This window comes from Bacteroides sp. f07, assembly GCF_042854785.1.
In the GTDB taxonomy this organism is placed as follows: Bacteria; Bacteroidota; Bacteroidia; order Bacteroidales; family Bacteroidaceae; genus Bacteroides.
The window spans coordinates 221,137-246,976 of sequence record NZ_BAABXI010000003.1; the positions used below are offsets into that span (position 1 = coordinate 221,137).

The 25,840-nt window shown below is 43.8% G+C and carries 19 protein-coding genes and 1 tRNA gene; 3 read left to right on the forward strand and 17 right to left on the reverse strand.

The window, feature by feature from the left end; translation table 11 throughout:
- Positions 1 to 171 precede the first annotated feature (171 nt).
- Positions 172 to 342: a DUF362 domain-containing protein gene (locus tag ACGHVY_RS20750; protein ID WP_002559159.1), complete on the forward strand. Its 171-nt coding sequence runs from the start codon at positions 172 to 174 to the stop codon at positions 340 to 342.
- A 137-nt stretch (positions 343 to 479) separates the two neighbouring features.
- On the opposite strand, the gene ACGHVY_RS20755 is transcribed toward ACGHVY_RS20750, so the two are convergent.
- From ACGHVY_RS20755 to ACGHVY_RS20770, 4 genes are all read right to left on the reverse strand, one after another.
- Positions 480 to 1,673, reverse strand: a complete 1,194-nt coding sequence (locus ACGHVY_RS20755) for a pyridoxal phosphate-dependent aminotransferase (RefSeq protein WP_044653813.1) — start codon at positions 1,671 to 1,673, stop codon at positions 480 to 482.
- A gap of 82 nt (positions 1,674 to 1,755) precedes the next feature.
- Positions 1,756 to 2,970 carry a bifunctional 3,4-dihydroxy-2-butanone-4-phosphate synthase/GTP cyclohydrolase II gene (locus tag ACGHVY_RS20760; RefSeq protein WP_308743943.1) on the reverse strand — a complete coding sequence of 405 codons (1,215 nt, stop codon included), beginning with the start codon at positions 2,968 to 2,970 and terminating at the stop codon, positions 1,756 to 1,758.
- A 5-nt stretch (positions 2,971 to 2,975) separates the two neighbouring features.
- The gene (locus ACGHVY_RS20765; protein WP_390602060.1) at positions 2,976 to 4,874 is read right to left on the reverse strand and encodes an LptF/LptG family permease; all 1,899 of its coding nucleotides are present in this window, start codon (positions 4,872 to 4,874) and stop codon (positions 2,976 to 2,978) included.
- Between the two features lie 76 nt (positions 4,875 to 4,950).
- Positions 4,951 to 5,337: an START-like domain-containing protein gene (locus tag ACGHVY_RS20770; RefSeq protein ID WP_308743942.1), complete on the reverse strand. Its 387-nt coding sequence runs from the start codon at positions 5,335 to 5,337 to the stop codon at positions 4,951 to 4,953.
- A 224-nt stretch (positions 5,338 to 5,561) separates the two neighbouring features.
- Between ACGHVY_RS20770 and ACGHVY_RS20775 the strand changes: the two genes are divergently transcribed.
- Positions 5,562 to 5,635, forward strand: a tRNA-Met gene (locus ACGHVY_RS20775).
- A gap of 175 nt (positions 5,636 to 5,810) precedes the next feature.
- Here the strand turns inward: ACGHVY_RS20775 and guaA are convergent.
- From guaA to ACGHVY_RS20820, 9 genes are all read right to left on the reverse strand, one after another.
- Complete coding sequence (gene guaA / locus ACGHVY_RS20780) at positions 5,811 to 7,118, reverse strand: glutamine-hydrolyzing GMP synthase (RefSeq protein WP_308747217.1); 1,308 nt, start codon at positions 7,116 to 7,118, stop codon at positions 5,811 to 5,813.
- Positions 7,119 to 7,226: 108 nt separating this feature from the next.
- Entirely contained in the window at positions 7,227 to 8,312 is a 1,086-nt protein-coding gene (locus ACGHVY_RS20785) for an ankyrin repeat domain-containing protein (protein ID WP_390601276.1), read from the reverse strand.
- A 157-nt stretch (positions 8,313 to 8,469) separates the two neighbouring features.
- Positions 8,470 to 10,011, reverse strand: coding sequence for a BACON domain-containing protein (locus ACGHVY_RS20790; RefSeq protein ID WP_390601278.1), 1,542 nt, complete (start codon positions 10,009 to 10,011; stop codon positions 8,470 to 8,472).
- Positions 10,012 to 10,024: 13 nt separating this feature from the next.
- Positions 10,025 to 10,906: a Calx-beta domain-containing protein gene (locus ACGHVY_RS20795; RefSeq protein ID WP_390601280.1), complete on the reverse strand. Its 882-nt coding sequence runs from the start codon at positions 10,904 to 10,906 to the stop codon at positions 10,025 to 10,027.
- A gap of 29 nt (positions 10,907 to 10,935) precedes the next feature.
- Positions 10,936 to 12,414, reverse strand: coding sequence for a DUF4302 domain-containing protein (locus ACGHVY_RS20800; RefSeq protein ID WP_390601283.1), 1,479 nt, complete (start codon positions 12,412 to 12,414; stop codon positions 10,936 to 10,938).
- Between the two features lie 4 nt (positions 12,415 to 12,418).
- On the reverse strand, positions 12,419 to 13,354 hold the full coding sequence (locus ACGHVY_RS20805) for a substrate import-associated zinc metallohydrolase lipoprotein (protein WP_390601285.1): 936 nt from the start codon (positions 13,352 to 13,354) through the stop codon (positions 12,419 to 12,421).
- A gap of 7 nt (positions 13,355 to 13,361) precedes the next feature.
- On the reverse strand, positions 13,362 to 14,858 hold the full coding sequence (locus ACGHVY_RS20810) for a RagB/SusD family nutrient uptake outer membrane protein (protein WP_390601287.1): 1,497 nt from the start codon (positions 14,856 to 14,858) through the stop codon (positions 13,362 to 13,364).
- Positions 14,859 to 14,870: 12 nt separating this feature from the next.
- Positions 14,871 to 18,455: a SusC/RagA family TonB-linked outer membrane protein gene (locus tag ACGHVY_RS20815; protein WP_390601288.1), complete on the reverse strand. Its 3,585-nt coding sequence runs from the start codon at positions 18,453 to 18,455 to the stop codon at positions 14,871 to 14,873.
- A gap of 201 nt (positions 18,456 to 18,656) precedes the next feature.
- Entirely contained in the window at positions 18,657 to 19,838 is a 1,182-nt protein-coding gene (locus tag ACGHVY_RS20820) for a FecR family protein (RefSeq protein WP_390601290.1), read from the reverse strand.
- A gap of 199 nt (positions 19,839 to 20,037) precedes the next feature.
- On the opposite strand from ACGHVY_RS20820, the gene ACGHVY_RS20825 reads away from it, so the two are divergent.
- Positions 20,038 to 20,580 carry an RNA polymerase sigma factor gene (locus ACGHVY_RS20825; RefSeq protein ID WP_390601292.1) on the forward strand — a complete coding sequence of 181 codons (543 nt, stop codon included), beginning with the start codon at positions 20,038 to 20,040 and terminating at the stop codon, positions 20,578 to 20,580.
- Between the two features lie 23 nt (positions 20,581 to 20,603).
- On the opposite strand, the gene ACGHVY_RS20830 is transcribed toward ACGHVY_RS20825, so the two are convergent.
- Genes ACGHVY_RS20830 through kdpB form a run of 4 tightly spaced genes read right to left on the reverse strand, consistent with a single transcriptional unit; the run spans position 20,604 to position 25,832 of the window.
- Positions 20,604 to 22,043, reverse strand: coding sequence for a sensor histidine kinase (locus ACGHVY_RS20830; RefSeq protein ID WP_390601294.1), 1,440 nt, complete (start codon positions 22,041 to 22,043; stop codon positions 20,604 to 20,606).
- A gap of 19 nt (positions 22,044 to 22,062) precedes the next feature.
- Positions 22,063 to 23,193, reverse strand: coding sequence for a sensor protein KdpD (locus ACGHVY_RS20835; RefSeq protein ID WP_390601296.1), 1,131 nt, complete (start codon positions 23,191 to 23,193; stop codon positions 22,063 to 22,065).
- 16 nt (positions 23,194 to 23,209) lie between these two features.
- Positions 23,210 to 23,782 (reverse strand): K(+)-transporting ATPase subunit C, encoded by a 573-nt coding sequence (locus tag ACGHVY_RS20840; protein WP_390601298.1) that lies wholly within the window; start codon positions 23,780 to 23,782, stop codon positions 23,210 to 23,212.
- 16 nt (positions 23,783 to 23,798) lie between these two features.
- Entirely contained in the window at positions 23,799 to 25,832 is a 2,034-nt protein-coding gene (gene kdpB / locus ACGHVY_RS20845) for a potassium-transporting ATPase subunit KdpB (RefSeq protein WP_390601300.1), read from the reverse strand.
- Positions 25,833 to 25,840 lie beyond the last annotated feature (8 nt).

Consider the following 25,840-nt stretch of genomic DNA (forward strand, 5'->3'; position numbering starts at 1 on the left):
ATATTAGTAATTTGAGCACAAAAATACGAAAAATATAGCACATAATAGGGACGTTGCTTATTTAGAAGACGTACAAATTAAGTCAATTTAATCATAGAAGCATAACAACCAATCAATAAAAGCCTTATTTTTGCGGAAGAAATTAGTACTAATAATTTAAATCTTAGAAAAATGGCTTACGTAATTAGTGACGATTGTATTGCTTGCGGAACTTGTATCGACGAGTGTCCGGTAGAAGCTATCTCTGAAGGTGATATCTATTCTATCAACCCGGATGTATGTACTGACTGTGGAACTTGCGCAGACGTTTGTCCGTCTGAAGCTATTCACCCGGCTGAATAATACAATCTACAAAAAAGTATAGGCTGCTTTCTACGGAAGGCAGCCTTTTTTTTATTTTCTCCTTCCGGAGAAAAAAGTAGTGGGCGGCTTCCTCGGAAAACCGCCCACTGTTTTATTTTATCTTATCCAAGAACCGTTTATTTCAATTTAGCCAATGCTTCCTTGATACGACGGATAGCTTCCACGATATTCTCATCGCTTGTAGCATAACTCATACGGATACATTCGGGAGCACCGAATGAAGCACCGCCCACACAAGCTACATGAGCTTCTTCGAGCAGGTACATTGCCAAGTCGTCCGAATCTGCAATCTTACGGTCACCGTTGCTCTTTCCGAAGAAAGCGTCGCATTTCGGGAACAGATAGAAAGCACCTTGCGGAACGTTTACTTCGAATCCCGGAACTTCCTTAGCCAACTTCACAATCAAGTCACGGCGGCGTTCGAATGCTTTCTGCATTTCCTTCACCGGTTCCTGAGTGCCTACATATGCAGCCTCAGCAGCCTTCTGAGATACGGAGCAAGGACCTGAAGTGTACTGACCCTGCAATTTGTTGCAAGCCTTTACAATCCATTCCGGTCCGGCAATGAAACCGATTCTCCATCCTGTCATGGCGTAAGCCTTTGACACACCGTTTACAATTACCGTACGTTCCTTCATTTCCGGGAACTGGGCGATGCTCTGATGTGCGCCGATATAATTGATATGTTCGTAGATTTCGTCAGCGATAACGATTACCTGCGGATACTTAGCCAGTACGGCAGACAAGCCTGCCAGTTCTTCCTTCGTATATACAGAACCCGTCGGGTTGGACGGAGAACAAAGAATCAATGCTTTAGTCTTCGGAGTAATGGCAGCTTCCAGCTGTTCGGGAGTAATCTTGAAATCCTGTTCGATACCGGCCGAAACAATCACAGGAGTACCTTCAGCCATTTTCACCATTTCCGGGTAGCTTACCCAGTAAGGAGCCGGAACGATTACCTCGTCACCCGGATTTACCAATACGAGAATCGTATTACAAACAGATTGTTTTGCACCGTTTGCACAAGAAATCTGAGCGGCTGTGTATTCCAGACCGTTTTCTTTTTTCAGTTTCTCAACAATAGCATTGCGCAAAGCCGGATAACCCGGAACCGGAGAGTAACGGGAGAAGTTATCATCTATGGCTTTTTTCGCAGCTTCCTTGATGTGGTCAGGAGTATTGAAATCCGGTTCTCCTACACTTAAGTTAATAACATCAACGCCTTGTGCTTTAAGCTCGTTGCTCTTCTGCGACATGGCAAGCGTCGCCGATGGCGACAAGCTGTTCAAACGATCTGATAATTGATTCATCTTGTATCTATTTTATTGTTGTTGAGTGAAAATCGTTGCAAAATAAGCGATAATATTTGATATACGGAAACAATCTGGCAAATTACTTATTTAAATGTAAAGTATGCCCCATTCTTTCTTTCTTTGTTCTCAGATAACGTTCATTGTACGGATTGGGAACAGTTTCAACAGGCACATTTTCCACAATTTCCAATCCATAGGCTTCAAGGCCCACACGTTTCACCGGATTATTTGTCAAAAGTCTCATCTTGTGCACTCCCAGCTCGCGAAGAATCTGTGCGCCTACGCCATAGTCCCGTTCGTCGGCAAGGTGTCCCAGGCAAATATTCGCATCAACAGTATCCATACCGTCTTCCTGAAGTTTATAGGCTTTCATCTTTTCCATCAGACCGATGCCGCGACCTTCCTGATTCAGATAGACAACTACACCTTTTCCTTCTTTCTCAATCATTTCCATGGATTTATGCAACTGTTCGCCGCAGTCACAACGCTGTGAACCGAGAATGTCTCCGGTGGCACAAGAGGAATGAACGCGTACCAGAATCGGTTCATCCGCACTCCACGTACCTTTAAATATAGCCATGTGCTCCAATCCGTTCGACTTCTGACGGAAAGGAATCAGGTGAAACATTCCGTGTTCGGTAGGCATATTTACTTCCACCCCTTTTTCTACGATTGACTCCTGCTTCAAGCGGTAAGCAATCAGGTCATGGATAGAAATCAGTTTCAAGCCATATTCGTCCGCCATTTTACGAAGTTCGGGCAGACGGGCCATCGTGCCGTCATCACTCATGATTTCCATTAAAGCACCGGCCGGATAAAGTCCTGCCAGACGGGCCATGTCAACAGTGGCTTCTGTATGTCCTGCACGACGAAGCACTCCTTTTTCCTGCGCATACAACGGATTGACGTGTCCGGGACGTCCGAAAGTAGCCGGTGTAGAAGTTGGATCCGCCAATGCCCGAATGGTAGCGGCACGGTCGGCGGCAGATACTCCGGTGGAACAACCTTCCAGTTTATCAATAGTAACCGTAAAAGGGGTCCCCAGCACGGACGTATTGTCACTCACCTGGTGCGGCAAATCCAGTTCCTTGCAACGGGACACTGTGATAGGTGCGCAAAGCACACCGCGCGCATGTTTCAACATGAAGTTTACGTTCTCAGGAGTTATCTTTTCTGCGGCAATAATCAGGTCACCTTCATTTTCGCGGTCTTCATCATCTACTACTATGACAAACTTGCCTTCTTTGAAGTCGGCAATCGCGTCTTCTATTCTATCCATTTTAATCTCTTCCATAACAATTATTTATTAATTTTCTGTATGATGAATTGAACTTGTTCGTTATTCTTTATAATTCGCTCCATGTCCTTAGCCAGGCGAATACGGAACACCCAAATGCGGAAATAGAAAAATAGCCCGATAGGGAAAATCACCCCGGCAGCCAAATTCAGCCAATATATATGGAACGGGCGCACATGAGCAGAAACGGGAATCACCGGATAATTGTTTAATGCGCCTATCAAAGTAGCCGACTTGGTATTGGACATCTCTTCCACCAATGCCTCCAGTTTATCGTTGATAGCCATCACTTCATCGTCCTTTCCGCCCGACATCCACAACTTGAAATAATCCGGTGCTTTCGTCAACTGATTCCGGGTAATATAAGCTTTGCATTCCGCCGTGAGCTGTTCCAACTCTCCGGGTATACGCGCGTAATCAGGGTCATTGATAATAACTTCTTTCTTGAATAAATGACGCACGCTGCGGATTCCGGCAATCTTCTTAAACCAGTTGATATACGCATCGGCATTCAGCACCACAGAGTCTTTGTTCGATTTGTAAGTAAGGAAGATACCCAACGGGGCAAGAACCGCACTACTTGTCCACATCCCCATCCATACAATCCATTTACCGTCGCGCGCCATCTTATAGCCTGTGTTATCAATGATATAATAAATGATGAACACCAGCACCGACACAATCACCGGCATACCCAAACCACCTTTACGGATAATACCGCCCAACGGTGCCCCGATAAAGAAGAACAGCAGGCAAGAAAGGGAAATCGTAATCTTCTTATGCCACTCCGTCTTATGCTTCCGGATGGCATAGTCATTATTTTCCATCGTGTATTTCTTGAAGCTAAGGTCACTGGACACATTTTCGGCACGGCTGGTGGCAGAAGATATCACTTTCTGCTTCTGCGTCAGGGATGCGGCAGCATAAAGGCTGTCCACATTATACTCCTGAATATTCGCAGTCTCGATTTTGACCGTATCTTCTTTACTCAGCCCGTAGGAAGGACGGAAATTCCCTTCGGCCACTTCCCGGTAATATTGTCTTCCGATACTGTCTCCCAACACTTTCATCGAATCGATGGAAGCTTGTAGCATGGTCATGTTTTTGGCACTGGACTGGTTGCTCATGATACTTTCATCCGCCATATTGAAATCGGAGTCAAACTCAATCAGTGTATGTTTCTCCCTGAACGACTCGCGCCGATAAGGCACATTCTGGGATTTCATGCTTTGTGCTTTCAGATTCTCGAACAAATCGCCGCTATACAGATGCAGCCAGAGATGCTGTTTGTCAGCAGTCATTTCCAGACGTCCGGAATCCGCATAGATGATATGCGCATTCTCGAATCCGTCTTTCATATTATAAATCAAGACATCGTAGAGCATACCGGTTTTCCGGTCTTTCCTTGCGACTTTCAGGTTATAATCCTTTATCTCGGAATAAAATACGCCTTCGGGAATATCCAGTTCCGGGGATTTTTGTTTCATCGAAAGAATCAGGGTTCCCAGTTTAGCCTGGGCAATAGGGCCGACTACGTTTTGGAAATAGAATGAGACACCGACCAGCCCGCAGACAAAGAAAACAAGCGGACGCATGATTTTGAGCAGGGAGATACCCGCGGCCTTCATTGCGAGCAATTCATACCGTTCGCCGAAGTTACCGAAAGTAATCAAAGAAGCCAGTAACACTGCCAACGGCAACGATACTGGCACTAATGTCAATGCGGAATAAAAGAAGAACTGAGCCATCACGCTCATCTCCAATCCCTTTCCGACCAATTCGTCTACATATCTCCACAGGAACTGCATCATAAAAATGAACAGACAGATGAAGAATGTACCTATAAAGAGCATAAAAAAGCTCTTTACAATGAATATATCTAATTTCTTTATGCGTAGCATCTTAATAGGTTCGTGCATTTAAGACGCAAAATTAGCACAAAAAAAGGAGCATCGAAAATTTTTAGTTGAAAGTTAACTAAAAACCACAAGTTCTTCTTAATTTAGCGACTTGTGACTCCCATAATTCTTTCATATCGCTTACCTCGTCCGGATCTGCGAAATCGGTAATTTCTAATACATAGTCACTTGTCAGTTCATTATACGTCATTTTGATTTCGAAATAATCACGTTCGTTTTCATCATCCAGCCAACGGAAACGGATGAAAGAGAAAGCCCGAATAGCTGTAATTTCAGCTTTTCTCTGTTCTGTCTTTCCCCAATGGAACTCTACTATTTTATCATCGGATATTACTTTGTCAGCAAACCAGTCCTCCAACCCGGTAGGTGTACTGATAGCTCCCCAAAGAATATTTTTAGAAGTTGCGTTCAACAAATACTCCAAATGAATCTTTTCCTTTTTCATAGCAATTTCGAATTGTTTTTACGTGTGCCAAGATAAATACTTTTTTCTGAATACACGGCATAAATCAGACACTTTATTTAATTATTCTCTCACTAATGGCCCTTAAACTCCCTGTTTATAAGGAAATCCGAAGCCTTTTCTAAAGAAAACAACAAAAAAAATACAGAATTGTTTTGGAGATTATAAAAAAACATCTATCTTTGCACCCGCAATCGAGAAATGATGGCGGGATAGCTCAGCTGGTTAGAGCGCATGATTCATAATCATGAGGTCCCCGGTTCAATCCCGGGTCCCGCTACTAAGTCGAAAGACTTACAGATAAGACGTTTGGAGGGCTTCCACCTCTGGGCGTTTTTCTTTTTATATACCTTCGGTTTGCGCTATGGTTTGCGCCAGCGTCAAATTCAATGTAACAAAAAAGCCCCCGAAAGTTATCTATCCGACGCTTTCGAGGGCTTTTTTATTTTATCCTTTTATTCCCATTCTATGGTCGCATTGGGTTTCGGCGACATATCATAGCAGACACGATTTACATTCTTCACTTCTTTCAGAATACGGTCTGTGATTTTCATCAGGACAGGCCACTCAACCGGTTCGATAGTGGCTGTCATGGCATCTACCGTATTGACAGCACGAATGATAACCGGCCAGTCGAAAGAGCGGGCATTATCACGTACACCGACAGATTTGAAATCAGGTACTACTGTAAAGTATTGCCATACCTTCTTATCCAATCCTGCAATTTGGAATTCCTCACGCAAGATAGCGTCTGATTCACGTACAGCTTCCAGACGGTCGCGTGTGATGGCACCCAGGCAACGTACACCTAAACCCGGACCGGGGAAAGGCTGACGATAAACCATTTCATAAGGCAAGCCCAGTTCCAGCCCACAGGCACGCACTTCATCCTTAAACAGTTGGCGCAAAGGTTCTACAAGCTGGAATTTAAGGTCTTCGGGCAGACCGCCTACATTATGATGAGATTTCACCATTTTAGCAGTCTTCGTGCCGCTTTCCACAATATCCGGATAAATGGTACCCTGACCTAAAAAGTCGATGCCGTCCAATTTACGTGCTTCTTCTTCAAACACACGGATAAACTCGCCACCGATAATTTTACGTTTCTGCTCGGGGTCTTCCACACCAGCCAGTTTATCAAGAAAACGGTCTGTAACATCCACATAAACAAGATTCGCCTTCAACTGATTACTGAATACTTCAACCACGTCTTCAGATTCACCCTTACGCATCAAACCATGATTCACGTGCACACATACCAAGTTATCCCCGATTGCTTTCAGAAGCAGAGCAGCTACCACAGAACTGTCAACTCCACCCGACAAAGCCAACAACACTTTTTTGTCGCCTACCTGACGTCTGATCAACTCTATCTGGTCATTGACAAAATTCGTCATATTCCAGTTAGCTTCGGCCTTGCAAGTATCGAAAACGAAAGATTTTACAGCATTTTTAATAGCTTCAATGTCGTCCGTAAATTCCGCCAGTTTCACCTCACAAGTCGCTTTATCGTGACCGGCAGCCATAACGGGAATCCCCATCGTATAGATAGCCGGATTTACGTCAATAGACACACCGTCAATCACATTATTCGGTCCGCCATTGATAATAATCCCCTTTACATTGGGCAATGCTTTCAGTTCTTCCACTGTGATGTCGTGAGGATAAATCTCACTATACACTCCTAACGCACGGATGGCGCGAGCCAATACCGTATTCTCATGACTACCCAAGTCAAGGATAACAATCATGTCCTGTTTCATCTGATTCTGTTTTTTAATTATGTTATTGTCAATAGTTTCTTTCGTATCAACTTATCCGCAAATATAAATATTTTAAAAGACGTTACAATGTTTGGTTTCCACAAAGTTTCATTTTTCCTTTTCTATTTCCACATCCGTATTGTTAATCGCTTCGTCACGTAATGCGGAACTATTGAGATAATACTTGCCATCCTTGCGAAACAATATTCCTAGATATGGTTCACGGTTGTTTGTGCTCGTACCATCCAACGTATAATAATAGTAGAGTTCGATTGTATCCTTCCTCGCATTCTCCACAGTGCATAAATCCTTAAAATAGAGTTGATAGCCTTCTCCTTGAAAAATGCAAGTATCGGGACGAATGGTTATCGCAAAAATATGCTGATTCCGCCAGTCCTCTCCCTCGGCATCGCTTGTATATCCATATTCTCCATACCAGCTCTCATCAACTTTCAAATGATAGTTATCCAGCATATATTGATTGATAAAATCAATAAGCTCACCATGACATTCGTTTTCAGCAAGCTCCAAAGCAGATACTTCTCCCAAAGAGAGACGACACCCTTTTCCTATCAGATATTCCGCTATTTCGAGATTACAGCTTTTAATAGCAACAAAGAGCGGATAGACATTGGGGATATTCACCCAGCTACTATCCTTTTCCGCCAACCCATTAATATATGCCCCATGAGTAATCAATAGTTTAGATATATTATTACATCTGCTGTCACTACAGCTCAATAGAAGAGCCGTTGTTCCGTTCTCATCATACCTTTCATTCGGGTCAGCACCTTTCTCTAACAACAAATCGACGATAGAATCGGATTTACATTCAATGGCAAGATAAAGCGCACCTCTAAGAAAATAAAGCGTTTCATATGCTTTACCAAGATCAGCTTTTGCATCAATCAGCTTCCCGGTAAACTCATAATTATTGTTCTTGATAGCATACCCAAGGAGTGTATAAGTCAAATCTTCATCTTCCATCGGTATCAACGAATCAATGACAGGAATATATCCCATCAAACTATCAAATGTTTTTGTGTCGTTGTCGTGGATAGCTTTCCTCATCAATTCATAGATATCCGTTTGCCCGGTGGTAACTTCGCCAGAGTTGTTTTTACAAGCGATAAAAAGCGAACAGTGGAAGAACAACAGGATAACCATTGTGGGCAGGAGTGTTTCTGTTTTCATTTTGTTTTATTTATAAGTTGCCAAAGTTACTACTTTTCCTGCACATACAGCTCAATACTATTTACATAAATAAAGATATCTTATGTAAGAATAGGCTTACACCATTTCTTAAAGAAAAACGGTGTAAGCCTATTCCGATATAAGGCAATGCTATTTTTTACTTAGGACAATCGACCAGATTATAGTCAGTCTTTGCATCACCATATACAGCACGTTGCGGATTGATATACAATGATAACTTCCATCCACCGAAACGTTCGGAAGGCACACAAGTATTCCTGTCGAAATTGTTGTACTTCATCTTCAAAGTCGATAATTTGGGCAATAAAGAGAATACAGGTGGAAATTCTCCCGTGAAACGGTTAAATTCCATTTCTATCCAAGTCAACTTTTTCAAATCCGGTATATCCGGAAATTCTCCACTAAACTGGTTAGAAGTGATATAAAGATGCGTTAAGTTAGTCAGACGGTTTATGCTGGCAGGAAGCGGTCCTGAAAGTTTATTCCGTTGCAGTTTGATTTTGATGATTTCTGTCAGCCAGCCAATTTCATTAGGCAGATTTCCTTCCATATTATAATCCAACAAGCTCAAATCCACCACCCGAAGTTCACCGTCAACCGTGTCAAAAAAGACTCCCGGCCAATTTGAATCAGACAATGGCAACTCTGGTTTCCAGATGTATTTCCAGTTCTCCCCTTTGGTAGCTTGATAAATAGCAACCAATGCCAGACTGTCTTTCAGCCGTCCGTCAGGAATATCCTTTTGCTCTATGGTCAATACATCCGTTTTATCCGTTTGTACCAATGACCTGACAGTCAACCTCGCTGTGCGTTCTGTGCTGGTGGCGGACACCTTCACAAATACATTCGCATCGCCCTCATACTCGGTCTTCTCCAATTCAATCCATCCCGGAGCATCTTCAATCTTCCACTTTCCGTCTCCCTTGACGGAGAATATAAATTGTGATTCCGCACCGTCGAGCATGATTTTCTTATTCGTAGGCGATACAATTTCCAACATCAGCGGACGTCCGGATTGGGTCAACAAGATACTATCTTTCAGTGTCGGGAACTCAACCGACTGAACATAGATATACATTGAACGGGAAACGATTGTTTCATTCTCAGTCACAATCAGGGAACCGCTTCCCGATGCTTCCCCCTTTTTCGTCATTACCGTACTCCAACCATCTGTTACCTTGGTAAAAGCACGCCAGGCAGTAGGACAACTCACTTCAAACTTCACCTCGGTAAAAGACTCACCGGATAAAGGAGCTTTCAGTTCGTCCGATTCAATCTTTATTTTATATCCTTCGGGAATAAAACTAACAGCACACTGTTGCCTGATGGTCAATGTATCGGATTTCTCTTCACCGACCGTATTATAGACTACAATCTTGCCAATGCGCACATCCGCCTTATTCTCAGGCATGGTAAAATAAATCGTATCATTATATTCCCCTTCGACAGTGTTACACGTCAGCCATTCGGACAGGCTCTTTGCTTTCCAACGTGCATTGGAGCGAAGCAGTCCATATCCGGTCTGAGCTTCCGGAGTAAAATTTCCCTCATTTTCTGCGGCGGCACTTATCTCCACCAAAGGCTCTTTCGCTCCAAAAAGATATTCACTTTGTTCATGGCAAGCCACTAATAGAACAGCTAAAGCCACCGATGCTAATTTTAGAACTTTATATCTCATATTTCTGAATTCGTTAGTGGTTTACTTTCTCAAGAATTATATTTTTCAAAGCATAATAAATAGTCGGGTAATCAGTCGGACCGGCATTTTCATCAATGAACAAACCTGCAAATCCATCCACCTTAAAGAGCAGCCGATTGCCGGACTTCTCTATTTTTATAGGGTCGGCTATGGTATATCCTTCACTTGTCAAACCAATAGTAAATCCCTCTCCCGCCCCATAATCGCCGATTTTCTGCTGAGTGGGCATTGACATTGCACCGCTATTATCAACCGTAAAATACAAATCATCCGCCATCGTTAGAGGTAACACCTTATCCCCATTAACCAAGACCATATTCCGCAGATAATACTTATTGCTATCATCCAAGTCCTGCACTATTTCCACTCCACCCGGCACAGAAGACAATTGGGTGTCCTCTATAAAGTCCTGGGCTGTCAGCGTATAAAAGCCTGCCATAGTAACCTTTTCCACATCATCGCTAATGATATAAACCTTTACGCTGGAAATACCGGAATTTACTTCCGGGTTTTCAGCTTTGATACTGACAGTAAATGTCTTGACAGCATCTGTTATCTCTTCGTTATCTATGATTTTAACTTTCAATGCAGTCTTTCCACAGACATCAAACGCCAACTGGCTATCAATCAATTCATAGTCAACTCCTGCCACAGCTTCGCCGTCGGTAGCCGACACCTGAACCGATACCTGCAACGGCATATCCACGCTGCATCCCGACAGGACTACAGGAATTTCAAGTATTCCGGTATTCTCCCCCACATCCATCTTGCTCTTCTGAAAATCGACACTGAGTTTCGAATACTCCACCTGTTCCGATTCGCCACAAGCAAACAGAAACATCAATATCCATAAATTATATATTACGTACTTCATATTTAAAGTTTTCTACTGATATGACACATTTATCTATCTACATCTGCCTGTGTATAAGGATAAAGAGTGAAGAAACTTCCCACTACATCTTCCTCGTCAACGACTTTCACGGTTGGATTGTTAGTATCCAGACCTTGCGCATACAATCCCCATCCCCGCTCGTTCAGTAATCTGTACAGCATTGGCAGAGCCGCTTTCGCTTTCTCTCTGGCATACTCGGCATCATCAGGATAAGCGTCCAGGAACGCTTGTTCGACAGAGCCTTTCAATGAAATAATCCACATTCTGTCAGGAGATGTCTCAAACGCAACAGGAATGCGCACGAATGTAGGATTGTTACCATACAAGTCTTTGCTCGAATAGCTGGGATCGGAATCGGCATAAATAATCGTCAGTTCTTCCGCATACTTGAATGGAACCTTACCCATATCCTTATCGATATTCTTAGCGAAATAAATCACATTGAGATGCTGTTCCACCGGTGCATACGGCGGTCGCAAATCATCAAAGTACTTTTTGAGGTTACGTCCGATAGGATCACCGGTAGCGTGATAGACTTCAATACCCAGATAAAGCTTGTCAAATATGCTAAAAGGCGTCCGTTGCACAGCCGGAACCTTCTCTGTATATACCACATGCAGTTGCGGGTGAGCAGCCTCAGTGATGGAAGTCCCATCTTGGCTCACGTCGAATTGCTGTATATTGCCAATACCTTTTACTTTCAGCGGAGACACTAAAGTAAAGCCAGTCGGAGTGATATAAAAAGGAAGCGTCTGTATCTGGTTGCCCGGAAGCTCCGTCGACATATACAGCACCACTCTCGATTCCGCGTCAATGAAAAACAAGCTTTCCAGCAATTCACCCTTATACTCCAAACGTTGGTATTTTCCTTTGTTAGCGTCATAGTTTATCGCCTTTTTCACATCGGCTATGCCGCCGAGAGTCCAGTCCGCTTCCGAAGCAGGCTCAAAAACAAAGGTCATAATCTCTTCCGGTTTCTTTCCTACCCCCATATTGGTCTTCCCTTTCATATAGAGCTTCCCGTCCCGGTACGCATCAAAAATAAATTGAGTTTCGGGACCGGCATACTTATCAAAATTCCCATCACCGTCGCTATCTACATAAAATTCATTCCAGGCCGAGAACTGCGAGAAAGACTCGAATACAAGTTCGGGAAACTGCGAATAATCGACCCGATACGTTACAGGATCCTCAAAACTGACTCCTTTTATATAATAATAATCAACGGGATCACATTTCATCGTAACCCTACCTTTAGCATCAAAATCCATAAGAATCAGCCATCGTCCCAGTTTGTCACTGGTTCCGAAATACGTCTTCCAGCCGTGAGGCACCTCAACCAATATATTTTTGTATTCCGCCTTCACCGCCGCAATTCTTTCCTCAGGAGTTTTGTCGAACACGTTATCCACCTCGTTGTTAGAGCAAGAATAACAGCCTGCGACAAATAACAAAATACCTATTATGTTTCTTATTTTATTCTTCATTTTACTATTTGCTTATTTCGTTCAACCTCTGTAAGATGATTTCTCTCAGATGAGTAAGGTCTATAGAAAAGTTACTCATATAATATTCTTTCACTAAAGCCAGCTTCTTTTCGATATTGGCTTTCCCTTCATCGAGGAATGTCCTTTTAGGATCCGACAAAATATACGTCTCATCGAATACGGCAGATTCCGTCAGCAGATAAAGCGATACGACCTCTGCAAAATCTTCAAACTCGGAAGACGTTCCGTAAGGAGTCAGCATTCCCCTCTGAATAGCCATATTCTGAGCAACCGAATCTATCTCATGTACTGTAGGAGAGCCAATCCCGTTTGCGATCAATTCAGCTTGAGCATTTGTGCTTATGTCCTTCCACGCCTGCCCAGTATAATTGTTCTCTGTAATCTTATTAAACCCGTTAGGCATTTTATAAGTCTGATGGATAATATGTGAAAACTCGTGGTGCATGGTATGCAATTGCTGAATCACCCATTCACGGTTTGCCAAATCAAAGTAGTTAAGCTCCGTGAGAGTGATACGCACCCCGGCATCGGCATACCCCAATGTACGTGTACCATCAGCATTTCTCAGTTCCGAGCCTACACATACAATCTCCGGCGGAAAATGCTTGCGTATAAACTCACCGCTCTCCTTCGACTCAAGGATAAAAGGTTCTATCCAGAAATGGCGAATCATCTCCCCTGTCGGGATAAGCACTTTGCGCATCGCCGGCGCAACGATATAATTGATATCAACATATTTATCAATCCACTGCCAACGGACGGTAGAGCCGTATTTCTCCTGAAAGTTTTCCTGAAAATAAACATCAATCTCGTCCGTTGACAACTCCTTCGATTCGGGAATATAGTTCGTCTTTTCGTCGTCGGAACAACTCACCAGGCAGAACGACAAACAACAGATATATAATATACTTCTTTTCATATGCATGTTAATTACGGATTACTAAATGGGCTTCCGGTTCGGAAATGTTTTTTCTTTCATTAGGCTGCAAGTTACCATAGACAATAGCCGTCTCAGGAATCTGGATGACCTTTCTTGAATCGTCAGGTTGCAGAATATGGATGACACCTTGTATATCGGTATGGCTGACACTCAACTTGTGACGACAAATATCAAACCAACGGAGCCCTTCTTCTACAAACTCCCGGCGTTTTTCATCGAGAACCATTTTAAGTCGCAACTCACTCTCCGACAATTCCGGATAGAACCGTTTATAATTCTGATATAGAACAGGATAATCCACCGTTCCGGCATAAACACCCTTCAAGTATCTGCTGAACTGGCTTTCAAACTGCGACTGTTTGGCCGTTCCCATCATCGCCCAGGCTTCAAGCCGGTTGAAAAAGACTTCTTCTCCTCTAAAAGCCACCTCGATAGTATAAGGATACCCCGAAGAAGACGTCAAAGAAGTCTTGCGTATCAAGTCTCTCTGGAATTTGGGAAGAAATGAAGAGGTTCCGCCATAGCTGTAAGATACGGAGAAACGCAAATCTCTCTGTGTCAGCACAAGACTATTATACACCTCCTGGTTAAAGCGATAGCCCGCATATCCTTTATAACCATAAAGTACATCTTTACGAATCAGCAATAAATTGGACGGCAAAGTCGTTTCAGTAAATTTACGTGCCATAATTTCAGATGTGGTGCCTGTATAAACCTGACTATAATCGCGAATCATCTGCGGATTATAGCCATCACCCAACAGTTCGGTCGCGTATTTATCGGCATTTTCATAATCTTTCTTGAAGAGGAAGAAGCGCGATGCGAAAGCCATTAACGCCGCACGGTTAAAGTGGTATTTCCCTGAGTTCTTATAGTATTGGTCGGACACCAGTCCGATGGCCTCCAGCAAGTCTTTCTCTACAAAATCGTAAACTTCCTGCACGGTACTTCGCTCATAGGTGGCGAGCAACGTTTCTTCCGGCTTCGTCATAATGACAATTCCCTTGGCAGTGGCGGCTGTTGACGGGTCATAACTCTTTGCAAAGGTACTGACCAACATAAAGTGCGCAAATGCACGGCAGGCCAAAGCCTCTCCACGGATGGCATCCCTATACCCCGGATTGTTCTCTTTCACTTCTTCCAAAGCTTTCAAGGCCTCGTTGGCATGTGCTATCGCCTTATAATTGCCACTCCAGTAGAACGCAGGCGTATCTTGTCCTTCCTGTTCCACATCCTGCCAGTTGTATGCCTGAGTCATTTCAGAGCGTTGTATATTTTTAGGGTCGGCTCCCACATTGTCGCTCATCCATTCCATAAAAACACCGCTTCCTTCGGGATAAGCATTGGTAACCAGTTCCGCAATTTTCTCATAACTGTCCAGGCGCAGCCGATTATCGGGAGTCTCGTCCAGAAAGGAACTGCACGAAGAAAGAGCCACCATTGCCGATAGTACGACCGCTATATTTATATATAAATATCTCATGGAATTGATTGTTTAAAAGGTTAAGTTTACTGTAAAAGTATACATTCTCGATACCGGTGAAGAGACTCCGCCCGAAAGATAAAATTCCGGGTCGATGCCGTTCAACTTGCTGTCGGAATATAAAAGCCATAGATTTGTAGCCTGCAACGACACGTTCGCACTATGTATGCAAGTGCCGGTGAGCCACTCTTTCGGAAATCTGTAACCGATGCTCAAATCTTTCAATCGGATAAAATCCCCTTTCGCCACCCTTTCGGTACTCTTGTTATACATTTGATAAGTATATTTTCCCTCGATGCGGTCATAAGTCCGTTTATCCAGAATGGCAGGAATGGAAGTCCGGTTCTCGTCCCCCGGCATGATCCAGCGGTTCTTCAGTTCTTTCGGGAAAGAGGAAAAGTCATCATAAAACGGATGGAACTCATCATCCAGACGAATGACGTTACCGTACTTATAAACGAATCCGAATGACAATGTCCAGTCCTTATAACGGAATGAATTGGTCAATCCGCCATACCCTTTGGGTTCCAACGGGCCTTCATACTTCAACAGTTTATCGACATCATTGCGCGACTGAAGATTCATATCATAAACAACTTCATTGTTGGCACCATAGAAAGTAGGTATGCCTTCACCATCGAGCCCTGCAAAGCGAATGGAGAATAATCCCCTTTGAGGATAGCCCAACATGGCAGTACCGGTATTCGACACCGCAGACGAGATTCTGGAGAAATTGTTTAATTTAGTAATCTTGCTTTTGTGGAAGTTGATATTCAAACTTGTTTTCCAGTCAAAATTCTTTGTACTTATATTGACAGAGTTGACGGCAAACTCAAAACCGTAAGACTTCATATTACCGATATTTCCCAGTTTGATGGACTGGCCACCGATTCCGGCTGTATTGACATAGTCAATCAAGTCGATGGATTTACGGCGATAATGGGCAAAGTCCATCATTATCCTATTATTGAAGAGCGCAGCTTCGAAACCGAGGTTCAACTCATACATTTTCTCCCAGGTAAGGTCTTTATTCTGAAGACTTTCGATAACGTTGTACACTTCATTATCAGTCGGGCGCAGTGTTTGCTTGGCATAAATAGCCAGTTCCGCACTCGTGGAAGGCCCCATGATACCGTTGTAACCATAAGAAACTTTAGGCTTCAACATATTTACGACTCCTGAAATACCTTTCATAAATGCCTCATCGTGCATATTCCATGCTGCGCTGACATTCCACGAAGGCAGATAACGCGCTTCTCTCGAACTGCCCAACTGGTTCGACCCATCATAGCGGAATCCGGCATTTACAATATATTTACCTTTGAAAGAATAGGCGGAATTGATAAATGAGGAAATTCTTCTGTCCCGTCCTTCATAATAATCATAATAGACTTCTCCTTGTTCTTTCAGATAATAAGTCAGGTCAGGATGCGTCACTACGACACCACCCTTATTCCAAAGATATCCCCAACCGTCATTCACTCTCATTTTCCTCTCCACCTTGTTGATTTCAAATCCGGCGAAGAAGTTCACTACATGATCCATTGTCAATTTTGGGGAATAGTCGGCTGTTGTCCTGAAATAGGTATGCCGCAAATCCGCCTCGTTGGTATTATAGAATCCGCCTTCCGGCAAGATGCTGTACGGATTGGCAGTAGGCAAAGACGGATTATGGAACAGGAAACGGTTATTATCAATAATAGCCTGCGAATAGTCCGCCCTGTAAGCTTCCGCCTGGTTGGAGAACTCATGGATTTTATGCTCTCTCAAGGTGTTTGCCGAACGGTATTGGAAAGATCCTTTCAGTGTCAGCACTTTCAGAGGCTTATATTCCAAATCCATCTGTGTGGATATATCCTTCACTGTGAGGTCAACGAAATTGTGGCGGAGTTCATGCAAGATATTAAAGTCGGCAAAGCTCCGGCGGAAAAACTCCAGATTCCCGTTTGAGTCATATGCACGCATACTGCGGCTGGTGTTGAGCGCATAGTTGAAAGGGTTGATGTCAAAGTCGCGGGTAAATTCTCCGGTAGAAGAATCGAAACTGCGGTCTTTCGTACCCGGCACTCTCTGGTCACGGATATTGGCAGACAATTTCAGACCAATATTCAATTTGGGAGATACGGCGAAAGTACCACGTAAAGAAGCTGTATAACGGTTCACCTTATCCGAAGAGACTGCCATGCCATTGTCTGTATAATAACTCAAAGAAGCATAGAAAGTAGTTTTATCACCACCGCCGGATATGCTCAACGAATGTTGATTGACCAGCGAGTTGTGAAACAACGTATCAAACCAGTCCGTATTACTACCGGCATAAGCCGACAGGAAATCTTCGTTCAAGGAGCCGTTCGGTCCCCAATTAATATTCTTCTTCGTTATTTCATCAAACATTTTTCCCATGGCTCCGAAGTTTTCGCTACGTGCCACCGTCGTAATATCAATCCAGCCTTTACGTTCCAGTTCCTTATATATTGACATTTCGTCATCGGAGTTCATAATATTGAAATTACGATAATCAGGTTTCTCCTTGAGGGCAATGCTACCCGTATAGTTAATAGACAAGCGGTCTTTCTTCCCTTGTTTGGTAGTGATGACAATGACACCGTTCATAGCCTGTGCACCATATAGCGAAGTAGCCGACACATCTTTCAGAATCTCGAAACTTTCAATATCTTCGGGATTCAAGCCTGCCACACCCGAGCTTAACAAAGTGGAAAGATTACCGGAAGTCAGTTCTTCCGCGCTCACGCTCATCAAGTCTTCCAGAATCACACCGTCCACTACCCACAGCGGCTTGTTGCTTCCGTTTATAGAAGAGTTACCACGGATAGTAAGCACCGGACTTGCGCCGAATGTACTCGAAACATTAGTGATTTGCACACCCGCCACTTTTCCTTGCAGTGAGTTGGTCACATCGGGATTTCCCTTTAATATAGTCTCGTCTGCGTTGACTCTGGAAGCAGAGCCGGTGAACATCTTGCGGTTTATCTTCTGATATCCCGTCACCACCACATCACCAAGACTGACGGCATCATCCTTCATAACTATATTCATGACTTTTGTGCCGATCTTCCGCTCGATTGTTTCCAATCCTACATAAGAGATAATCACTTTATCGTCCAAGAAGGCTTCAAAGCTGAAGTTGCCGTCAATGTCGGTAATGGTTCCCTGAGTAGTCCCCTTTATTTTAATGGAAGCTCCTATGACCGGCTCTTTATTCTCATCGACGATATTTCCCTGGATAAGAGTAGGTGTTCGCTTATTCTTTACTTGTTTGGGAGTCAATACGATAGTAAGATCCTGTATCCGGTAAGCAAGATTCTGCGAAGGAAGCAAGCTGTCCAGCACAGCGGTCAGAGGTTCATCCTTGCATGAGAAGCTGACCGGTTTCGATAGATTTATCAAATCCTTTCTATATAGAAAAGTATAATGTGTTTGCTTCTCAATTGCTTTCAGGCAATTCTCGAAAGATACATTCTCCAGATTCAAAGTCACTTTCCGGGCTGGTTGCTGCGCTGCTGCCCAAGGAGCATTGCAGAACAATAATAAGGTTATTATCAGATACTTCAAACTATAAGATATTTTATTGCTCATATTCATTTACAGTTTTATGATAGTGAGTTCATAGTGTTTATTGCACAAGAAATTGGTAAATTTCATAGAGATTTCAACCCATGTATTGTCCCTGCATTTGTTGGTGTTCCGATAGTAATTTTTCATAATGTATTGTTTTTAGTGAATATTAGTCCCCGCCATGCGATGTTTTATCGCATGGTCAAAAAAAAGTTTATATGGTTATTTACTGATTGTCAGTGTCTTTCCGTCCTGTTTTATATGGATGAGCCCACATTCTTCTATCATTCGGATTATTTTGTCCAAATGTTCATATTGCTTGAAAGAACCGGTGAACGGCAATCGTTTCAAATCCGGATTCTCGTAATAAATATCGACATCATACAGACGGCTCAACGTACTCAGGATTTCATTGAGTTCCTTATCTTTAAAGACAAGGACTTCGTCTATCCAAGAAACATATTCATACGTATCCACCTCTCTCACCGACAGTTTATTGTCTTTTACCCTACACTGCTGTCCGGGAGCCAGAATCACCGAGTCTTTTCCTAAAGAATAAGCGATTTTTCCGCGAACCAAGGTAGTCATAGGCATTTCATCTTTATAGCAATGTACATTGAAAGCGGTTCCTAAAACACGAATCTTACCAATAGGAGTCTCTACGATAAAGGGATGCGACTTATTTTCGGCAACATCGAAAAAGAGTTCACCTTTCGCCATGACTTTCCTTTCTTTTCCGTCAAAACTGCTTGGAAAGGTTATTTCCGAGTCCGCATTGAGCCAGACCAACGTCCCGTCACTCAGTTGCATCTTGAATCTTTTTCCCCGTAATATTTTTAAAGTATTATATACCACTTCCGTAGGGGCGGCTTTCGCCTGTGCCTCTTCTCCTATCGACTGTTCACCTATCTTTATAGAACCGTATAATACGGACAACATCTTCTGGGAACTTTGCACCGGGATTTTCTCCCCACTGGCAGTTATAAGAAGTATATCTGTTGAATCTGCCGGAACGGTATCCGTTTGCAGGACATCTACAACTGCAAGTTCCGAAGGAGAATGCGGCTTTCCACCGTCATACATATATACGAATATTGCAGACGCACATACAAAAGCAATCAATACGGCTGCCGCAACATATTTATTCCAGACGATACGACGCACCGGTTTCACCGGTTTCAGACGCTGCATAAAGTTTGAATATGCTTCCTGAGATTCCACCATGTCTTTTTCAAGGTCTATTGATGACAGGAAATCAGGATTATTATATTTATCAAACAGTTCACGATGGCGTGCAGACTCATCCAACCAGTCTTCCAACAACTTCTTTTCTTCCAAAGTAATTTCGCCCGAAATACTTTTTCTGATTAATGCTGCGATATGAATAAGATGACGATTGTTCATTATTTTATCTCCTTTCTATAAATAAAGACACACAAGAGAAAGAAAAGTGGCGCATTATTTCAAAAAAAAACAGAAACTTCTTTTTTTTTGAATAGAATCAAAATATTCTTCAGGTATTTAGTTCAAAGTTGGATAATACTTATACCTTTGCAAAAAGAGAATAAGCACTGTATGACATAACAGAAGTTTTTACTTAAAAATGGCAAGACTTAACCCTGATGAAGTAATCATTTCAAAAATAGCGGCAGACTTTCCAGAAGGATTCCGGGCGCTTTTCATCACTTATTATAAGCCTTTATTGCGTATTGCGGAAAAAATGATAGGAGCCGAATTCGCAGAGGATATTGTGCAAGACACTTTTCTGACTATTTGGAATAATAAACAGGGTTTTGATACTATTCTCTCTTTAAAATCATACCTATATACCAGTATCCAGAATAAGTGCCTGAACGTAATACGCACCAACCAGCAGTTCGAGAAATATAAAGTCGAACAATCCGTCGAGCCGGGTGAGGAGTATATTCTTGACGAAGAGGTTATCTCACAGTTATACCAAACGATAGATTTGTTGCCCGAACATTACAAGGAAGTAATGCTCAAAAGCATGAAAGGAGAGTCCATTGCCAAGATTGCCTTATCAATGGACACAACGGAAGACGCGATAAAAGCCTATAAACGGAGAGCCAAGCAGATTCTCAAAAAAGAACTGGGAGACAAAGCCTTTATCCTATTATTTTTATAAAGCCAACAACGACGCGTTTCACCTTACGCCTTCAACCGTATCACAAACCGGCTACCCTTTCCCAGTTCGCTTTCCACCGTCAACGTGCCGCCGTGAGCTTCCACAAAATCCCTCGAAATAGACAGTCCTAACCCGCTTCCCTGCACTTTTGTTCCGGGGACACGGAAGTAACGGTCGAAGATACTTTTGTGATAGCGCGGGTCGATACCTTTTCCGAAGTCCTGAACATATAATTCAATGATAGCATCTTCCTGTCTGGCACCGATGACGACATGACCGTTTTCCTTGGAGTAACGGATAGCATTGCTTAATAAGTTAGTCAATACCCAGGCAATCTTTTCGCTGTCTACAAAGAGTTTTCCTATTTTCTCTTCAGGATATTCCACTTCTATTTGGATATTGAACTTATCCGCTTGCACCTGATTGGCTTTGATGGCATACTCTATCAGTTCAATCGGTTTCGTTATTTTCGGCATCATCTGCAGTTTACCGGCTTCCACCTGAGTCATGTTCAGCAGTTCGCCTGTGATGCTAAGTAAACGTTCGCTGCTCTCCTTGATGCTCTTTGAAAGTTGCTCCTGTTCCTCATTCAATTCGCCTACACGCTTGTCCTCCAACAGTTGAAGGCTCATCATTATAGCGGAAATCGGAGTTTTCAGTTCATGGGAGATAGTGGAGATAAAGGTAGTCTTGGCAGAATCCAGTTCTTTGAACTCCGTTATATTTTTCAGTAATATTACATCGCCCAGTTTACGCGGTTCGTCGTTCCCAGCTTCCGTATTGATGATAGGGACATAAGATGCCTTAAAATAACTCTCCTTATTATCAGCGTATATCTTCAAAGGCTCTTTCTGTTCGCTTGGTGTCACCAGTTCGCGAATCAGACGGCGGAGAAGATCGTTTTTCAAGGCAAGCTCTTCCGCCGATTTGCGGATTACATTCTCACGTTTCAGGTTCAGCACATTCAGGGCTTCCTCATTGACAAACAGAATCTCACGTTCCATGTTCAATCCGATGACGGGGTCGTCTATACTGTTCACAATCGCTTCTATGAATTTCTTCGCGGAAAGAATGTCCGACAAGGTGCTGGCACGGTACTCAGCCAAACGTTCCGCCATCCGGTTGAAACTATCGGCTACTTCACGGAACTCTTCATTACCACTCATATTCAAACGCTTCCCATAATTATGACCGGCAATTTCAAGGATTCCCTCTTTCAGTTCCTTAATCGGTTTGCTGATGGAACGGGGCAGCCAATAGAGCAACACCAGACCGGTCAATATACAAATACCGCCGGTAATGGAGATCCATAACAACGCACGTTCCAGCCCCGGCATGGCGGCAGGGCTATCCGGTTCCGTCGCCGTCAGAATCTGCAGGTTTATAACCGAAAGGGTCACCAGCAAAATAATCATTCCCGCCAGCATCCCGATGCCAAGAATCAGTTTCGTTTTAATATTCATAATGTTCATGCGATTAATATTATGCAAGTATAATCAAATCTACATTAGCTTGCGATAAATTATTTAAAAACTTTCTGTATCCCAATACCGAACAGATTGCATACGGCAACCGTAAATCAGGAGTTCCCATACAGACCGTCGATATTTGCTTCTCCCTGCAAACCTTGACGATACTCCCCAAAATATCCTTCGACTGCACCTGAACCACTTCTCCACCAAGCTCCGCCACCAGTTTGAAATGGTTCAGCAGATAACGCTGGCGCGCCAGGTCAATCCTGTCCATGCTCTCTTTCGGTGTCTGGACATACAAAGCGATAAAAGTAGTATTATACCGGGTTGCCAACTTCGCCGCCCTTCTGATAATCCGCCGGGGCGTCCTCTCATGGCTGCTGATACAAGCCATAAACTTCTCATGGCGCAGACCGACGGCAACGCCCATCACCACCTCGTTTTCCACCTTCTTTTCCACACGCAGCGCCACTTCCTTCAAAGCCAGTTCACGCAATTGAAGAATATTCTCCGTACGGAAGAAGTTATCCAATGCCATCCGAATCTTTTCCGGACGATATATCTTTCCCGCTTTCAGACGGGAAATCAGCTCTTCGGCTGTCAAGTCGATATTCACAACCTCGTCCGCTTCCTGAAGCACGCTGTCCGGCACCCGTTCTTTCACCTCAATACCCGTAATCTCCTGCACTTCTTCGTTCACACTTTCGATATGCTGGATATTGATTGCTGAAATCACGTTGATACCCTCGTCCAACAATGCTATAACGTCCTGCCACCGTTTTTCGTTCAGGCTTCCTTCCACATTGGTATGTGCCAGCTCGTCCACAATCACGATTTCAGGATGCACGCGGATGATTGTGTCCAGATCCATTTCTTCCAGTTCCTTTCCCTTGTAGAAGATTTTGCGTCGTGGGATGACAGGCAAACCTTCCAGCAACGCCTCCGTCCCGGCTCGTCCATGGGTTTCGACATAGCCGATTTGGACGTCCACCCCATTCTCCAACAATTCATGCGCTTCCTGAAGCATGCGATATGACTTCCCTACACCGGCTATCATTCCGATGTAAACCTTAAACTTCCCCCGGTGCGACTTCTTTATCAAATCCAGGAAATGCTGTACGCTTTGTTCTCTATCATCCATCCTTTTCACCACTTAACTATTTACGGTTCTCTTCAAGCGCTATATTCAGTTTCAGCACATTTACCTTCTCCGTTCCGAAAAGCCCTAAAAACGGTTTCTCCACATGCTTGTCTACAATGGTTTTCACCTGAGCTTCAGTCAGTCCGCGAGCTTGAGCCACCCTTTTCACCTGTACATACGCACATTCGGGAGTTATATCCGGGTCGAGCCCGGAAGCACTTGCCGTTACCATCTCAGCGGGTACTTCCCCGCGGCCCAGATAAGGATGATGCACCAGGAAAGTATCAATACGCGCTTCTACCTCCGCCAGATATTCAGGGTTGGCAGGCCCCTTGTTGCTACCGGAAGAGCTATCGGCATCATACCCCTCACCCGCACAAGAGGGCCGTCCCCAAAAATAAATATCCTTTGTGAACATCTGCCCCACATTGGCAGCTCCCACTACTTTTCCATTCAATGTAAGCACTTCGGCATTCCCCTTATTAGGCCCTGCCACCTGTGCAAACAGCCACAGAACAAGCACATAGAACACAGAGAAAAAGACACAGAAGACAAGCGTTATTTTAAGTGATTTGAATAAAGTTTTCATTGCTACCGTTTTTTAATTAAAAGAATAAACCTACTAATAAATCAATCAACTTGATTCCGACAAAAGGAACAATCACACCGCCTACACCGTAAATCAACAGGTTGCGGCGAAGCAAAGCACTCGCACCGATCGGTTTGTATTGCACCCCGCGCAAAGCCAGCGGAATCAGCATCGGAATAATAATCGCGTTGAAGATAACGGCCGAAAGGATAGCGCTTTCCGGACTATGTAGCTGCATGATATTCAGCGCAGCCAGTTCGGGAATGGCAACCATAAATAGTGCCGGGACAATCGCAAAATATTTCGCCACATCGTTGGCAATGGAAAAAGTAGTCAACGTTCCACGGGTCATCAGCAACTGCTTGCCGATTTCCACAATCTCGATCAGCTTTGTCGGGTCATTATCAAGGTCCACCATATTACCGGCTTCCTTCGCCGCCTGCGTACCACTGTTCATGGCAACACCTACATTAGCCTGCGCCAGTGCCGGAGCATCATTCGTTCCGTCTCCCATCATCGCCACCAATTTACCCGCCTGCTGTTCCTTCTTGATATATTCCATTTTATCTTCCGGTTTGGCTTCGGCAATAAAATCATCCACTCCGGCTTTTTCGGCAATATATTTTGCAGTCAGCGGGTTGTCACCGGTCACCATAACCGTCTTCACTCCCATCTTACGCAACCGTTTGAAACGTTCCTGAATACCCGGCTTGATAATATCCTGCAATTCAATAACGCCCGCCACCTCCTTGTTGACACATACCACCAATGGAGTACCCCCACTACTTGAGATATTGGAAATAACATCTTCCACCTCTTTCGGGAATTTATTTCCGGCACTTTCCACAATCTTACGGATAGCGTCAAATGCCCCCTTACGAATCTGGGTACCATTCGCCAAATCGACTCCTGAACATTTAGTTTCAGCAGTAAATTTAATCATACGTGCTCCCGTCGTACTCAGGCTGCGCATACGAATACCCGATTCACGCCCCAGTTCTACAATAGACTTTCCTTCCGGAGTTTCGTCGGACAAGGATGCCAACAGGCAGTTTTCTACAAAATCGTGCAAGTCAACGCCCGGAACCGTATGGAAATGAGTTGCCTTACGATTACCGATAGTAATTGTACCGGTCTTGTCCAGCAGCAACGTATCAATATCTCCGGCAGTTTCTACCGCCTTACCGGACTTGGTAATCACGTTGGCACGAAGCGCACGGTCCATTCCGGCAATACCGATGGCAGAGAGAAGACCGCCGATAGTTGTCGGAATCAGGCACACAAACAACGAAATAAGAGAAGTAATCGTGATGACCGTATTACTATAATCAGCAAACGGCTTCAACGTCACACACACAATGACGAAAACAATCGTAAAACCTGCCAGCAAAATAGTCAGCGCTATCTCATTCGGAGTCTTCTGGCGTGACGCGCCTTCTACGAGCGCAATCATCTTGTCGAGAAAACTTTCTCCCGGCTGAGTGGTCACCATTACTTTTATATGGTCGGACAGTACTTTCGTGCCCCCCGTAACGGAACTTTTGTCTCCACCAGCCTCACGGATGACCGGAGCGGACTCACCGGTGATGGCACTCTCATCGATAGAAGCCAGTCCTTCAATAATTTCACCGTCCGACGGAATCACGTCTCCGGCTTCACAAACGAATACATCTCCTTTCTTCAACTGTGAAGAACTTACGGTAACAATCTTACTACCATCCACCTTTTTGGCCGGTGTCTCTTCACGCGTCTTACGCAAACTGTCGGCCTGAGCCTTACCACGTGCCTCGGCGATAGCTTCGGCAAAGTTGGCAAACAACAGCGTTATAAACAGAACGGCAAACACGGTAATATTATAACCGAACGCCCCTTGCGAAGAATTTACAATGGAGTAGAGCGTTACGAACAGCATAACCACCGTAGCCACTTCTACCATAAACATAATCGGATTCTTTATCATCATCCGCGGATTCAGTTTCACGAATGACTGTTTCAAACTTTCCATGACTTGCTCCTTCTGAAACAAAGAAGCTGATTTATTATCTTTCATATCTTCTC